Raw genomic sequence first — 14,381 nt, 5'->3', positions numbered from 1 at the left:
AAAAGCGTAAATTCATTTTTGAATTTACGCTTTAATTTTTGTCTTTTTTCTTTTCAATCCATTCCTTAAGTTTATCCCACTCCCGAGGAGGACGATTTTCTTTTAATTCTTGGATTTGTTTTTGCAAGTTTTGATTTTGCTCAGCCAACATTTTATTTTGATCTTCTAGCCGGTCTAATTTATCTAAAATGAAGGTAAAATCAGCATTCTTGTCTTTAATACTGATTTTACCTTCATTTCTTCTCATCAAGTAAGCAGTAAGCGAACTAGTAACGATTCCCATTACTCCTACTCCAATCAGAATCATTGCTAAAATCACTAATTTTCCCAGTAAAGATTGCGGTGAAATCGTGTGTTTAGAAATATCACCATATCCTACCGTGCTTGCTGTAGTGATTGCCCACCAGAATGCTTGATCAAGTGAAACATGTTCAGTAATCGAAATTGCAACTGATCCTAACATCAAAAAGGCAATACTAAAGTATATTACATATAAAATACCATGAGTGTGTAAGATATCTTTTAGCATCCCCACTAGACCAGCCAACCGGATTAAACGTAATAGCCTAAAATATAAACCAATATCTCCCAACTGAGCCAGTTTCATCCAACTAAAGGCAAGACCAACAGGAATAATTGCTAGCAGCTCAAAAATATTATTTCTAAAAAATACTTTCTTATTTTTTGCAAGATAGAGCCGAGAAAAGTAATCTATTGCCAAAATAATTAAAATAAGGTTATTTAGCCAAAACCACTTACTATTCCTACTATTAATATCAATTATTGCCGCAAAATCTAACACAAGCAGAATAATTGAAATAATAGCTAAAGCGGCTTTAAACCATTTATAAAAATTTTTCTTAAACATAATTTTATTGTAAACAAAAATGAGGACTCCGTAAAATAGAGTCCTCATTTTCAGTAGGATGTTCAGTTAAGACGTTATTACTTAACAGTAACAGTTGCGCCAACTTCTTCAAGCTTAGCTTTGATGTCGTTAGCTTCGTCTTCAGAAACGCCTTCCTTAACGTTCTTAGGAGCACCATCAACAAGGTCCTTAGAATCCTTAAGGCCAAGACCAGTGATGTCACGAACAACCTTGATAACCTTAACTTTTTCTTGACCAACATCAGTCAATTCAACGTCAAATTCAGTCTTTTCTGCACCTGCGCCTGCAGCACCTGCAGCAGCAACTGGAGCAGCAGCTGAAACACCAAATTCGTCTTCAATAGCCTTTACTAAGTCGTTTAATTCAAGGATTGAAGCACCTTTTAAATCTTCAATAATCTTTTCAGTATCTAAAGCCATTATAAGTTTCCTCCGAAATTAGATATGTGTAAATTTACTAATATTATTCGTCTTTTGAATCAGCGACAGCCTTAACAGCGTATGCAAAGTTGCGAACTGGAGCTTGTAATACAGATACAAGCATTGAAAGTAAACCTTCGCGACCTGGAATAGCTGCAAGTTTCTTGATTTCTTCTTGGCTGGCAACCTTACCTTCGAGCATACCACCTTTAATTGATAATGCGTCGATATCATCTTCGTATTTAGAAACAATACGAGCTGGTTCAGTGATGTCTTCTGCATCAGCAGTGTAAACAACAGCAGTAGGACCAACAAAAGTATCTTCTAAACCTTCAATACCAGCCTTTTCAGCAGCACGCTTTAAGTAAGTGTTCTTGATAACTTTCATCTTAACGTTAGCATCACGTAGATCCTTACGTAAGTTAGTTACTTCTTCAACAGTTAAACCTAAGTAGTCAATTACTAAGATAGCCTTAGCTTCCTTAAGTTCTGCTGCAAAGTCATCAACAAGCTTTTCTTTTTTAGCAATGATTGCTTTACTCAACGAATTCACCTCCAAATTTACTTTAAGATAAATTCTATCAGCCGAAATAAAAACTCCATGCCAAAAAGACATGGAGTTGTAAAACTCTTTGTTTTTCTGGCCTCGGCGGGATATTAAGGCACGTTAGCCACCCGAGTCTTAGGTAGAATTTACTGTACAATATATTACCTTAAATTAGATAAGTCGTCAATAGCTTTTTTTAATTAAACCATTTTTCGCGAATCTTTTTTAGCTCTCCCGTCTTCTCTAAGTGGTCAAGAGCTTGATTAATCTTGTTTTTAAGAGTTTTATCTTTTTTATTGATTCCTACTGAAAATTTTTCACTTGGATATGGTAATTTTTCTTTTTTAAATTCTTTTTGATACTTGCTGTGAGCTAAATAATAATTTGCATATACCCCATCAATTAATAAGCCATCAATTCTGCCAGCTTTTAAATCGATAAAGGCATTGTTATAAGTATCATACAAAACTGTACTTTTGACACGTTTCTTTAAGACTTTAGGATAATTATCCAAATCATCGGCTCCTGAAGATCCTGTTTGAACTCCAAGAATCTTCCCTTTCATTTGTCGATAATTATTTATTCTTTCATTTTTTCGTGTAACCAGAATCTGATCATTTTCAAGATATGGTTTTGAAAATGCTACTTTCTTTTCCCTAGCCTTCGTCTTAGTATATCCATTCCAGATAACATCTATTGTCCCATTGCGAAGTTCTGTTTCTTTCATTGACCAATCAATTGTTTGGAAATCAGGTTTTAAACCAATCTCCTTGCAAACGGCTTTGGCTAAGTCAACATCAAAGCCAACAAGCTTACCATTCTTTTGGCGAAAATCCATTGGGACGAAACTGTCGTCAACACCAATTACTAAAGTACCACGTGATTTAATCGCCTGCCATGAATTTTCCTGTCTTTGACATCCAGCCACACCAACAGAAGCTAGCACAATGATCAATAGGCCCAAAAATCGTATTATTTTTTTCATCATTTTTCTATTGGCTCAACTTTTAAGATTTTATCAGCAACAGCTTTTCCAAACTGGTGATCGTGAGTGATAATCACCTGCGTCATTCCTGTTTGTTTAAGCTTTAAGAAAATATCTTTTACTTTTCCTACTAACTCGGGATCTAAGGCAGATGTAGGCTCATCATAACACAAGATTTCAGGTTTCATTTGCAGGGCTCTGGCAATGGCTACACGCTGCTTTTGTCCCCCTGATAATTGGTATGGATATAAAGTTTTAAACTTGTCTAAGTCTAATTGATCTAAAACAGGTGCAGCTGCTTTTTCAGCCTCTGCTTTACTCATCTTATTTACCATAATTGGAGCGAGCGTAATATTATCCATTACTGAAAGGTTTGGAAAAAGATTGTAATCTTGAAAAACCATCCCTACCAAATGATTATTACGATCTGTAGGATCAAATTCTTTTCTATTATGGAGGAATTTTCCACTATCAGCACTTTCAAGCCCCGCGATCAAGCGAAGCAGTGTAGTTTTTCCTGCACCTGAAGGGCCAATAATACTTAAGATATCTCCTTGATCTAGTGACAAATTTAACTTATCAATAATTTTTCTCGTGCCAAAGCTCTTGCTTATATTCTTGAGCTCTAAAACTTTATTTCCAGACATTGCTTCTCTTCTCCACTACTCTCAATAAAGCTGTTAAAACTGCTGTCATTGCCAAATATACGCACCCTACTAATACTAGTGGAACTAAAGACACGTCTCTTGCAGTCGCAACATTTCCGGCACGTAAAAGGTCTCCTAAACCAATTACATAGACCAAACTGGAGTCCTTAACTAAGTTTATCAGCTCATTACCAATCGAAGGCAAAACAATCTTAACAACTTGTGGACGCACAATACGATTAATTGTTTGCCATCTACTTAAACCTAGCACTTGTGCTGCCTCAAATTGGCCGACGGGTACTGCTTGCAGTCCACCACGGAAGATTTCTGCAAAGTAAGCAGCATAATTGATAATAAATGCGACTAACGCAGCCTCGTATCTTGGAAAGACAATTCCAACAGTTGGTAAGCCATAAAAAATAAAAATTAATTGTAGTAAAAGAGGTGTACCACGAATAATCCATACATAAAATTTCAAAATAGCTTTAACTAATTTCAATTTTGAATGTAAACCAAAGGCAACTAATAAACCTAGCGGAATAGAAACTACAGTCGTCCAAAAAAAGATTTCAATAGTTAACCAAGCACCGGAAAATAATGATGGCATAATACTAAAAATATAATTTAGCATTTCCTTCACCTGCTATATAAAACATGGAAATATGTAGAAGAATACGAATTTTCTACATATTAGAAAGATATATTTTTCCTTTCTTTGTTTCATTTACTGTCGTCTTCACTAGTATTCTGATATTCCAAATAGGAGTTATCACATTGACCAGCTCTTCGATGTCCTGCATCACTAGCAAAACAAGTTTTGCAGTGAGCCAGACTCTTCCAGCTTAAGGACCTAGCCAGCCCCGTTTATTTTCTTTATTTTGCTAACGCTAAAAGGTTTAAAACCGCATTTTCATCTCGATCATTCTTGTAGCCACACTCATAACAGACATACTCATTATGTTTGGTACCATGCTTTTTGTTACCTTGCAAAGTGATCTTTTCCTCGCCTTTTTTGACATAACCACACTGAGCACATCTTTGAGTTGATGGGTATTTTTTATCAGCTAAGATTAATTCTTTGCCATACCAATCACACTTGTAAGTTAATATCTGTCTAAACTTGCTAAAGAGCGATCGCTGCATACCTTTTGAAGCTACATGCATCATCATCATTTCTTTAACTGCTAAGTCTTCAATTACAATTTGGTCGTAATTATCTATAAGCTTAGCAGTGAACTTTTGTAAAAGATCATTTTGGATATTAGCCACTTTACGATAATCTCTTTGCAGTTTGGCTCTCACTGCATAGTAATTATTTGATTTAGTAGCTAACTTACCATTCACTTCTCTTTTACGTGCCAGCATTCTTTGATAATGCTTAATACGCTTATAAAGCTTTTGCAATTTAGCTGGCAAAACATTGATTGGGCCCTCTGTATAGTTGAAGTGACCAACATTAACATCAACTGCTGTCTTTTGATGAGTTTTAGCCTTAGCTGGCATGTCCTCTTCATAAGACAAAGCCGCATAATAGCTCTCTTTTTCTTTGAAGATGCTTACCACTTTGACTTCATCCATCTTTAGGGCTTCATAACTTTTTAAATCAAACCAAGACTCTTTTGAGATGCTTCTTGGGCGATCAAGACGAAGCTTGCCATTAACAATCTTAGCTCTATCAGTTTTAAAGCCTTGTCTGGGGGATTTCTTAGATTTAAAACTAGGTATTCCCCAATCAGGCTGTGCCTTATCAAAAAAGTTCTTCCAAGCATTAGCTAAGTCTTTAACAGCTAGTTGCAAACATCTAGCAGACAAGTCATATTGCCAATCAGCTTTATTTGCGACTAGTTCATCACGGACTCTGCGTTCATTGGGACTTGGATTATCTTTCTTGTTCAAGCTATAGGCTTCATACATTAATTGCCAAGTTTCAAGTCCTTTATTCCAGCAGTATCGGCGATAGTCACATAAAGCATCAAGATACTTTTGCATGGTCTTATTAACTTTTAGCTTAACTACTTGAGTTTTAATCATTGCTTCACCTCCTAAAATACAAACATAAGTTTATCTAAGGAAGAAAAGCAAAACAAGTAAGTATTGAATTAAAGCTTATTTTCCATGTTTAACTTTCTAAATAAGCTAATTTTTCCATCTTCTTCTATAAATTTCTATATTTTGGTTAACAGTTAATCAGCTCCTGTTCTAAAAATAGCGTATTGTTTAATTTTAGCTAAAATCTCACTACACTTTCAACCTTAGTACAAAAAAAAGACTTCACAATTGTGAAGTCTTTTCGTTTAATTAAACAACTATTAATTAGTCTAAGTTTAATGGATCCAAGTGGATACCAGGGCCAAAGGTTGCAGAAACGGCAACACTCTTAACGTATTGACCCTTAGCTGATGCAGGACGTGCACGAAGAATAACGTCACGTAATGCATCAAAGTTTTGTGCTAATTTTTCAGCGTCAAATGAAGCCTTACCGATTGGTGCATGGATTAAACCTTGCTTATCAACACGGTATTCAACTTGACCTGCTTTTTGGTTTTCAACAGCTTTAGCAACGTCCATAGTAACAGTACCAGTCTTAGGGTTTGGCATTAAGCCCTTAGGTCCTAAGATACGACCTAAACGACCAACCTTAGCCATCATCATTGGAGTAGCAATAACTACGTCAAAGTCTAAGTAACCGTTTTGAACTTTTTCTACTAAATCATCAGAACCAACTTCGTCAGCACCTGCTTCTTTAGCTTGGTCAGCTTGTGGACCTTCAGCAAAAACAACAACCTTCTTAGATTTACCAGTACCGTTTGGAAGTACCAATGCACCTCTAATTTGTTGATCTGCTTGCTTAGGGTCAACATTTAAGTTATATGCAACTTCAATAGTTGCATCAAAGTTTGCGTATGAAGTTTCTTTTGCTAACTTCATAGCTTCATCTACTGAATAAAATTTAGTTGAATCAACTTTTTTAGCTGCTTCTAAATATCTCTTTCCATGCTTTGCCATGTAAAAATCCTCCTGAAAATGTGGTCAAACGAGTCTTCTCACACTCTCCCACCTTGATTCGTTAATTTTGATTAACGATCCGACGTTCCTAAAAACACTAGTCTTCTACAGTGAAGCCCATGCTTCTAGCAGTACCTTCAATCATGCGCATAGCAGCTTCAATATCTGCAGCGTTTAGATCTTTCATCTTGGTTTCGGCAATTTCCTTAACTTGGTCCTTAGTTACCTTAGCAACCTTCTTAGTGTTAGGTTCACCAGAACCCTTGTCCACTTTAGCAGCCTTCTTCAAAAGAACAGCAGCTGGTGGAGTCTTAGTAATGAATTCGAATGAACGATCTTCATATACAGTAATAACTACAGGGATAATCATACCCTTTTGATCAGCAGTACGTGCGTTGAAGTCCTTAGTGAAACCAACGATGTTGATTCCAGCTTGACCCAATGCAGGACCAACTGGAGGTGCAGGAGTTGCTGCACCAGCAGGAATTTGCAGTTTAACTACGTTAATAACTTTCTTTGCCACGGTCAATACCTCCTTGATTCCGTGATGCGGTTATAGTGGAGAATTTTCCTTCTTCTCCTCCCACAATAATAAAGATACTCTAATATACTACCAGCAATTTATTAAATTGACAATAGCTAATTAAATTTTATTATTGGTCAAATTCTTTTACTTGGTTATAGTCAAGTTCAGCATTTGTTTCTCTGCCGAACATATCAATAGAAACATAAAGTTTATCTTTTTCTGGGTTAATTTCAGTAATCTTACCACTCATGCCACTAAATGCACCATCAATAATAGTTACTGTTTCACCAACTTCATAGTCAGCTTTAGGTTCTTTAGCTGGTTGGCCTTGAGAAGCAAGAATTCTTTCAATTTCGTCATCGTATAAAGGAGATGGCTTTGATCCACCACCGTGACTGCCAACAAATCCAGTAACGTTTGGCGTATTTCTGACAACATACCAACTTTCATCAGTCATTACCATTTCTACTAAAACGTAACCTGGAAATACCTTTTCATCTACTTCTTGTTTCTTACCACGAACAGTTTCAGTCTTTTGTTCTTCAGGAACAATTACTCGAAAGATATAATTTTGCATACCCATTGATTGGGCTCTTGAAAGTAAATCTTTCTTAACCTTTTCTTCGTAGCCAGAATAAGTGTGTAAAACGTACCATTTCTTTTCGCTGGTTTCAACCATGTTTCTAAACTCCTTAAAATAATACCTTTATGCAAATAAAAAAACCTCCGAGGGAGGCTTTTTTAACTGATTTAATTATAACACATATACTGTTTTTATAAGAACATTTGCGTTAAGTAGCTAAATAATAAATCTAGCAAACCAAGGTAAGCACCAAACAAAATTGAGCTGATGATTACAACACCTGTATCACGTCTATTTTGTTTCCATGTTGGCCATGATACTTTTGCCATAGTTTGGTTAACACTCTTAATAAACTTAAACATTGCTTACCTACCTCGTTTCCTTGTGCAAAGTTTGCTTTCCGCAATGCTTGCAAAACTTCTTAAGTTCAAGTCTTTGCGTTCTATTCTTGCTTGCTGCAATAGAATAATTGCGAGAACCACATACAGTACATGCAAGAGCTGCTTTCTTTACTGCCATAAAACCACCCCTAAACTGCATTTATCTTAGCAAAAAAATGTTATTTTAGCAATTCCTATCAATAAAGTAAAGAAGAATCTAATTTACTCATCAAAAAATTATATCTCCTTTTAAATAATATTAATAGATAGTGTAGAATTATATTTATAAGATCTTTTTTAATTAAAAATAAAGCTATCTTCAAAATTGAAAATGAAATAAAAAATAACAATTTTACTTCATTAACTTTATTTCCGTTTAATTTTAACTGCTCTTATGCTGATATTCAACTGATTGGGAGGATTAATTAATTAAAAGGAGCAACTTTTCCTTTTAATTAAATATTTATCATGGCAGAAAATTCAACTCATCCACTACAAAATTCACTTCCCGAAAAAAGAAACAATAACAAGAGCAATTTCACTTTTTGGGATAATTTTCCAGAAACTCAAAAAGATATGATTGCCATCAATCGTATTATTTTAAAACATGTAAACACTGTCCCGGGCTTACTCGGAGAAGCTTTAAAATATACTTTTGCTTCTCCTGGGAAAATGCTGCGTCCTGCTTGTGTAATGCTCTTTGGCTCTTTTGGACCAAACGCCAGCAAAAAACGCGAAGAACTACAAAAAATAGCAACCTCAATTGAGACTCTCCATAATGCTACTTTAATTCACGATGATATTATCGATGAATCGAGCATGCGCCATGGAAGACCCTCAATTCAAACAAAATATGGCAAGCATACCGCAGTTTACGCTGGCGACTATTTATTTGCTTTATCACTCACTCTTTTAAGTGAAAATGCTCAAAGTTTGCACAGCGTTATTGCAGATGGAAAAACCATGCAAAATATCCTAGTTGGTGAAACTGAGCAGTATAACAATGCATACAAGATTACTATTTCTGAAAAGGAATACTTAGACCAAATCAAAGGTAAAACTGGAGTCTTATTTGGCCTAGCTTGTTTTATTGGCGCTTATGAGAGTGGTCTTAAAGTAACTAAGGCTCTAAAAGCTAAAAAGTTTGGTGAATACTTGGGCCAAGCTTTTCAACTAAGAGATGATATTTTAGACTATACAACTACTAGTTCTACTTTTAAAAAGCCAGTCTTATTAGATGTTAAAGATGGTATCTACTCTGGACCCTTAATTTTTGCCTTACAAAACGACTCTACAGGTCGCTTACATGAATTAGTTAAATTAGGAAAAGATTTGACTAAGGAACAATTACAAGAGATAGAAAAAATGGTTAATGATCTTGACGGGGTAAAACGAGCACAAAAGTTAGCTGATAAATATACTGATAAAGCTTTACGTAATTTGCAAAAGCATTGGCCAAACAACAAAACTCGCCAGCAGCTTGAAGAGCTAACAGATATTTTATTAAAAAGAAGTTATTAATTAAGAGAATATTAAGACATTCTCTTTTCTTTCCTTATTCTTTACTAATTCGCTATAATCTTTTTTTGGATTATAATTCTAGAAAGTAGGAAAAGAAGTGAATAAGAAAAAAGAAAATTCGCATTTTTTTGCCTGGTGGGTTTTTATTGCTTCCTGTTTAATTTCATTAGTAGGATTTGGATTAATTGTTAATACTATTGGTTTATTCTTTGAACCAATTAGTAAAAGCTTCCATGTTGGTCGAGCAAGCGTTGCCTTAATGACAACCTTGCAAAATGCTGCTGCCGCAATTACCTTGCTGTTTGCAGGTAAAATTATGACCAAGCTTAACTTGCGTTGGCTTTTAACTTTCTGTTTTGCTGTAATTGGAGTTTCCATGCTTAGCTTATCAGTAGCACAAAGTTTAACTCATTTTTATATTGCTTGGATCATTATTGGAATTTGCCAACCAATTGCTATTACTTTATCCATCCCTGTCTTATTAGGAAACTGGTTCAATGAAAAATTAGGAACTGTGATGGGAATTGCCCTTGGAGTTTCAGCCTTTGGTGGTACCATTTTTAACCCAATTATTGGTAACATCATTACCAACTTTGGATGGAGAGGTGGCTTCATCTGCGAAGGATTACTAATTCTCGGAATTTTAGTTCCTTCAGCATTCTTCTTAAGAGAAAAACCTAACCAAAAACACCAAGCATATGGCAAAGTGAAAAATATACCAGAAAAAGTTCTTGAAACTAGTGGTATTACCCTTAAGGCAGCTCTTAAGACTCCTGTCTTTTATGCTTTAGCATTTGCAATGCTTGCATTGCAATTTGTTTCTGGATCTGTGCAACATATTTCAGGTCATATTACCAGCCAAGGCCTCCCATTAACAATTGGTGCATCAGTAGTTTCTGGGGTAATGCTTGGAGCAGCAGCTGGTAAGATTTCTATCGGTTTTATGCTTGATCGTTTTAATACACGAGCTACTTTATTTATTTATTCTCTATTTGGCTTGTTAGGCTGGAGCGGCGAAATTTTCTTTAAGACTAGTCTCCCACTTATTGCCTCTGCCTTTATTTTAGGTTTGGGTCAAGGTGTGTGTTTAGTTGCTCTTCCTTACCTTATTCGAGAAGAATTCGGAGCTAAGGACTACAGTACAATTCTTTCAGTAATTAACATGACTGGTGCATTTGCAATGTCTGCATCTGTTTACTTGAACGGTCTTTTATTTGATACTACTGGTTCTTATAACTTCGGTTGGGCAATCAACGCAACTGCTTTTGCGCTCAGTTTTGTTGCTTTGTTCCTTACTCTCAAAAAGCAAAATGCCTCTCAACCATTAGAAGAAAGTATAGATTAAACTTATACTTATCTATGCTAACTTAATATTAGTAAAAGCTTACTCATTGACTTACAATAAATGAGTAAGCTTTTTTTATTAATGTTGGGGTGAAAAAATATGAACAAACATCCAGAATTTTTATTAAACAAGATTAAAAGTCCAAAAGATCTTAAAAAATTAGATCTAAAAGAACTAGAACAACTAGCTAGTGAAATTAGAACCTTGATCCTAGAAAAAGATGCTGCTAAAGGTGGCCACTTAGGACCTGACTTAGGAATTGTCGAAGCTACAATTGCCTACCATTATGTTTTCGATGCACCTAAAGATAAGATTGTTTGGGATGTTTCTCACCAAACTTATCCACACAAGATGTTAACTGGACGTGCTTATGGTTGGCTTGATCCCGATAAGTACGAGGATGTAACTCCTTATTCTAATCCTGAGGAAAGTCCATATGACTACTTTGCTGTTGGTCATACTTCAACTTCAGTTGCTTTAGCAACTGGAATGGCTAGAGCGCGTGATATGCTAGGAGAACATGAAAACATTACAGCTCTTATTGGGGATGGTTCTTTAACTGGTGGCTTAGCCTTTGAGGGCTTTAATAATGCGGCTGATGAAAAGCATAATTTAATTATTGTAGTAAATGACAATCAAATGTCGATTGACGATAATGTCGGCGGTGTTGTAACTGCTTTGAAGAAATTACGTGAATCAAATGGTCAAACAGCTGATAATCCATTTACTGCAATGGGACTAGATTATAAATATGTTGGTCAGGGAAATGATCTTAAAGCAATGATTGATGCCTTCAAATCAATTAAAGATATTGACCACCCAATTGTTTTACATATCAATACCCTTAAGGGTAAGGGATATGAGCCAGCTATTGAAAATGAAGCTAGTCACCACTGGGTATTGCCTTTTGATCTTAAGACGGACAAGACAACTGTACCAGCTCCAAAGACTCCTAATCCAACTACTGTAGTTTTGGATTTCTTAAAGAAACATATTGAAAATCGAGAAAACATCTTAGCCATCAATGCTGCTATCCCCGGCGTCTTTGGTTTAGGTGAGATTAAGAATAAGTATCCTAAGAATTATAAGGATGTAGGAATTGCTGAACAAGAGTCTGTTGCCTTTGCTGCAGGGGCTGTTAAAGAAGGAATTACCCCAGTCTTATTTGAAAACTCTACTTTCTTACAACGTGCTTATGATCAACTTTCTCACGATGTAGCAGCTAACGACTTACCAGTTGTAATGGTGGTAGCTGGCGGCGGAATTACTGGCACTTCTAAGACGCACTTAGGTATTTTTGATAACGCCATGGTCGCAAATTGGCCAAACTGGGAATACTTAGCTCCTACCACCTTGAATGAATTAAAATCAATGCTTGAATGGGCAGTTAAGCAAAGAAAGCATCCCATAGCAATTAAATCTCCAGTAAATTCAATTCCAGAAGGTGAACCAGTGGATGAAGACTATTCAACTATTAAGTATGATGTAAAGCCCGGTTCTAAGGTTGCCATCATTGGTTTAGGTGACTTTTATCAATTAGGTGAAAAGGTAGTTGATTTATTAAAGACAGAAAACATTAATGCCACTTTGATCAATCCAAAGTCTGCTGCTCACCTTGATTATGACGCATTAGCTGAACTTCAAAACGACCATGAATTAGTTGTTACTCTAGAAGACAACAGTATTGATGGTGGTTTTGGTCAAAAGATTGCTAGCTACTATGGTCCAACTAAGATGATGGTTAAGAATTATGGTGCTAAAAAGGAATACACTGATAATAAACCAAAAGAATCTATCTACAAGCGTGATCATTTAATGCCTGATCAAATTGTTAGTGATATTTTAGAAATTCTAAAATAAGTCAAATTCATATTTATATTAGAAAAAAGGTAAATTGTACTAATTTGATACAATTTACCTTTTTTATTATTCAAATAATTTAGGATATTTTTTCTGAAATTGAGCTATTTTGTCATAGCTTTGGTCTAAATCGTGTTCTACTTCTCGATAGATCGGAATTATATCGTGATAGACCTGCACATTTTTTGGATTTGGAAAATATACTTTACTGTTATCTATTTCTTTCACTATTTTGTCTAAGCTATCCTCTTCATTCAAGCCTAATTGTGCTAGAAACATGGCTGCTAAAGTTCCACTTTGATCATTTTTAATTACCACTACTGGTAAATTAAAAATATCAGCAATTAACTGCCTTACAAAATCACTTCTTACAAAGCCGCCAGTGACTCTTAATGCTTCTGGTTTCCCTATTTTTTCGCGTAAGCCTCTAGCTGCACCTAAAAGATTAAAGACAATACCTTCTAAAACACTCCGCGCCATTTGCGGTTTAGTGTGGTTTCGACTTAATCCAATAAAAGATCCGCGAGCTTGAGCATTCCAAATTGGTGCTCGTTCTCCCCCTAAGTAGGGATGAAAAATTAAGCCATTACTGCCTGCAGGAACAGTTTCAGCAACATTAATAAAATCTTCTGCAGTTTGATCGGGCCCAAAAATCGTTTTTCTAGCCCACTCAAAGACGATTCCCCATTATTTACTGGGCCACCAAGAAGATAATGACTTTTATCGACTGGATAACAAAAGAAGCGATTTTTTGAGTCAACTATTGCTTTAGGTGCAATTGCTCTTACAGCCCCTGATGTACCAACATTTAGTGCAAAGTATTTTTTATCTAAAACACCAACACCAATTGTTGATAAATATCCATCACTAGCTCCTAAAATAATTTTTGTTTCAGAATTTAAACCCAATTTTTGTACATATTCTGCTTCTACTTTTCCAACCACATATTCTGGTTTAGCTAAGCTCGGCAATTTTTCTGGATCTAGTTCAATTTTATCAAGTAATTTCCTATCCCAAGTTAAAGTGTGGAGATTAAGCAAGCCAGTTCCAGCTGCCATCGTTGTATCGGTCACTATCGTGCCAGTTAAACGCCAAATAATATATTCTTTAATTCCAATCCATTTTTGCACCTGTGCAAAAAGTTTAGGATTTTCTTCTTTAATCCACAGTAATTTATACACAGGAGCCATTGGATGAGGCGGCATCCCTGTCTGTTGATAAATATCTTGCGCAAGACCATTTTCTTTTGCTTGAGCCACAAGTTGGCTACTTCGATTATCTGCCCAAGTAATACTGTTAGTCAGTACTCGATTGTCTTTTCCAATGCCGATTAAACTATGCATTTGACTCGACCAAGAAATTGCTTTAATTTTTCCTGCAACTCTTTTACTTAAGTCGAAAATAATCTTTTGAACAGCATCAAATATTACTTGTGGATCTTCTTCCGCTTGATCTACTTTTTCTTGAATTAAAGGATAAGGAAGTGACATTTCTTCAATTTTCTTGCCATTTTCTTGATACAATACACCCTTACTTGCTGTTGTTCCGATATCCATCCCAATTATATAGTCCATAAGCCGCCCCTTTCTTTTAAAATATATTTTCTCACAAAAAAAGAACAATCCCTAGAGATTGTTCTTTGGTGGTCAAACAATGCGTGACCACTATGCGTA

At 35.6% G+C, this 14,381-nt stretch carries 15 protein-coding genes, 1 pseudogene and 1 other annotated feature; of the genes and pseudogenes, 3 read left to right on the top strand and 13 right to left on the bottom strand.

The features are described 5' to 3' along the window. Positions 1-31: 31 nt before the first annotated feature. From GTO82_RS02075 to rpmG, 12 genes are all read right to left on the bottom strand, one after another. Positions 32-868 carry an ion channel gene (locus GTO82_RS02075; protein ID WP_260983171.1) on the bottom strand — a complete coding sequence of 279 codons (837 nt, stop codon included), beginning with the start codon at positions 866-868 and terminating at the stop codon, positions 32-34. A 77-nt stretch (positions 869-945) separates the two neighbouring features. Then, entirely contained in the window at positions 946-1,308 is a 363-nt protein-coding gene (rplL, locus tag GTO82_RS02070) for a 50S ribosomal protein L7/L12 (RefSeq protein ID WP_003647769.1), read from the bottom strand. Between the two features lie 43 nt (positions 1,309-1,351). Further along, entirely contained in the window at positions 1,352-1,852 is a 501-nt protein-coding gene (gene rplJ / locus GTO82_RS02065) for a 50S ribosomal protein L10 (RefSeq protein ID WP_004895747.1), read from the bottom strand. Positions 1,853-1,889: 37 nt separating this feature from the next. Then, positions 1,890-2,013: a sequence feature (ribosomal protein L10 leader region), on the bottom strand. Positions 2,014-2,051: 38 nt separating this feature from the next. After that, positions 2,052-2,840 (bottom strand): amino acid ABC transporter substrate-binding protein, encoded by a 789-nt coding sequence (locus GTO82_RS02060; RefSeq protein WP_180874065.1) that lies wholly within the window; start codon positions 2,838-2,840, stop codon positions 2,052-2,054. After that, positions 2,840-3,487 (bottom strand): amino acid ABC transporter ATP-binding protein, encoded by a 648-nt coding sequence (locus tag GTO82_RS02055; protein ID WP_061400182.1) that lies wholly within the window; start codon positions 3,485-3,487, stop codon positions 2,840-2,842. The genes GTO82_RS02060 and GTO82_RS02055 overlap by 1 nt, the downstream gene beginning before the upstream one ends. Then, positions 3,474-4,118 carry an amino acid ABC transporter permease gene (locus tag GTO82_RS02050; RefSeq protein WP_004896733.1) on the bottom strand — a complete coding sequence of 215 codons (645 nt, stop codon included), beginning with the start codon at positions 4,116-4,118 and terminating at the stop codon, positions 3,474-3,476. Before GTO82_RS02050 ends, GTO82_RS02055 begins: the two co-directional genes overlap by 14 nt. A 242-nt stretch (positions 4,119-4,360) precedes the next feature. After that, positions 4,361-5,518 carry an RNA-guided endonuclease InsQ/TnpB family protein gene (locus GTO82_RS02045; RefSeq protein ID WP_180873570.1) on the bottom strand — a complete coding sequence of 386 codons (1,158 nt, stop codon included), beginning with the start codon at positions 5,516-5,518 and terminating at the stop codon, positions 4,361-4,363. Between the two features lie 282 nt (positions 5,519-5,800). Continuing rightward, positions 5,801-6,493 (bottom strand): 50S ribosomal protein L1, encoded by a 693-nt coding sequence (rplA, locus tag GTO82_RS02040; protein ID WP_004895751.1) that lies wholly within the window; start codon positions 6,491-6,493, stop codon positions 5,801-5,803. 97 nt (positions 6,494-6,590) lie between these two features. Then, the gene (gene rplK / locus GTO82_RS02035; protein ID WP_004895752.1) at positions 6,591-7,016 is read right to left on the bottom strand and encodes a 50S ribosomal protein L11; all 426 of its coding nucleotides are present in this window, start codon (positions 7,014-7,016) and stop codon (positions 6,591-6,593) included. A 130-nt stretch (positions 7,017-7,146) separates the two neighbouring features. Continuing rightward, on the bottom strand, positions 7,147-7,698 hold the full coding sequence (gene nusG / locus GTO82_RS02030) for a transcription termination/antitermination protein NusG (protein WP_004895753.1): 552 nt from the start codon (positions 7,696-7,698) through the stop codon (positions 7,147-7,149). 95 nt (positions 7,699-7,793) lie between these two features. Next, positions 7,794-7,964: a preprotein translocase subunit SecE gene (secE, locus tag GTO82_RS02025; RefSeq protein ID WP_004895754.1), complete on the bottom strand. Its 171-nt coding sequence runs from the start codon at positions 7,962-7,964 to the stop codon at positions 7,794-7,796. A 7-nt stretch (positions 7,965-7,971) separates the two neighbouring features. Then, positions 7,972-8,121, bottom strand: a complete 150-nt coding sequence (gene rpmG / locus GTO82_RS02020) for a 50S ribosomal protein L33 (RefSeq protein WP_003647778.1) — start codon at positions 8,119-8,121, stop codon at positions 7,972-7,974. A gap of 329 nt (positions 8,122-8,450) precedes the next feature. On the opposite strand from rpmG, the gene GTO82_RS02015 reads away from it, so the two are divergent. From GTO82_RS02015 to GTO82_RS02005, 3 genes are all read left to right on the top strand, one after another. Further along, complete coding sequence (locus GTO82_RS02015) at positions 8,451-9,503, top strand: polyprenyl synthetase family protein (RefSeq protein WP_180873569.1); 1,053 nt, start codon at positions 8,451-8,453, stop codon at positions 9,501-9,503. A gap of 97 nt (positions 9,504-9,600) precedes the next feature. After that, a complete protein-coding gene (locus GTO82_RS02010) occupies positions 9,601-10,848 on the top strand; it encodes an MFS transporter (protein WP_014567127.1) in 1,248 nt (415 codons plus the stop codon). A gap of 99 nt (positions 10,849-10,947) precedes the next feature. Beyond that, positions 10,948-12,708 (top strand): 1-deoxy-D-xylulose-5-phosphate synthase, encoded by a 1,761-nt coding sequence (locus GTO82_RS02005; RefSeq protein ID WP_180873568.1) that lies wholly within the window; start codon positions 10,948-10,950, stop codon positions 12,706-12,708. A 66-nt stretch (positions 12,709-12,774) separates the two neighbouring features. Here the strand turns inward: GTO82_RS02005 and GTO82_RS02000 are convergent. Then, a pseudogene (locus tag GTO82_RS02000) lies at positions 12,775-14,282 on the bottom strand (gluconokinase). Between the last annotated feature and the right edge of the window lie 99 nt (positions 14,283-14,381).

Source organism: Lactobacillus johnsonii, from assembly GCF_013487865.1.
GTDB lineage: Bacteria > Bacillota > Bacilli > Lactobacillales > Lactobacillaceae > Lactobacillus > Lactobacillus johnsonii_A.
The sequence above is the reverse complement of the archived record's forward strand: the minus strand, read 5'-3'. Positions and strand labels throughout refer to the sequence as shown.

Coding starts and splice junctions, on each gene's coding strand:
- GTO82_RS02075 (WP_260983171.1), bottom strand. CDS start 868: ATGTTTAAGAAAAATTTTTATAAATGGTTTAAAGCCGCTTTAGCTATT.
- rplL (WP_003647769.1), bottom strand. CDS start 1,308: ATGGCTTTAGATACTGAAAAGATTATTGAAGATTTAAAAGGTGCTTCA.
- GTO82_RS02060 (WP_180874065.1), bottom strand. CDS start 2,840: ATGAAAAAAATAATACGATTTTTGGGCCTATTGATCATTGTGCTAGCT.
- GTO82_RS02055 (WP_061400182.1), bottom strand. CDS start 3,487: ATGTCTGGAAATAAAGTTTTAGAGCTCAAGAATATAAGCAAGAGCTTT.
- GTO82_RS02050 (WP_004896733.1), bottom strand. CDS start 4,118: ATGCTAAATTATATTTTTAGTATTATGCCATCATTATTTTCCGGTGCT.
- GTO82_RS02045 (WP_180873570.1), bottom strand. CDS start 5,518: ATGATTAAAACTCAAGTAGTTAAGCTAAAAGTTAATAAGACCATGCAA.
- rplA (WP_004895751.1), bottom strand. CDS start 6,493: ATGGCAAAGCATGGAAAGAGATATTTAGAAGCAGCTAAAAAAGTTGAT.
- nusG (WP_004895753.1), bottom strand. CDS start 7,698: ATGGTTGAAACCAGCGAAAAGAAATGGTACGTTTTACACACTTATTCT.
- secE (WP_004895754.1), bottom strand. CDS start 7,964: ATGTTTAAGTTTATTAAGAGTGTTAACCAAACTATGGCAAAAGTATCA.
- rpmG (WP_003647778.1), bottom strand. CDS start 8,121: ATGGCAGTAAAGAAAGCAGCTCTTGCATGTACTGTATGTGGTTCTCGC.
- GTO82_RS02015 (WP_180873569.1), top strand. CDS start 8,451: ATGGCAGAAAATTCAACTCATCCACTACAAAATTCACTTCCCGAAAAA.
- GTO82_RS02005 (WP_180873568.1), top strand. CDS start 10,948: ATGAACAAACATCCAGAATTTTTATTAAACAAGATTAAAAGTCCAAAA.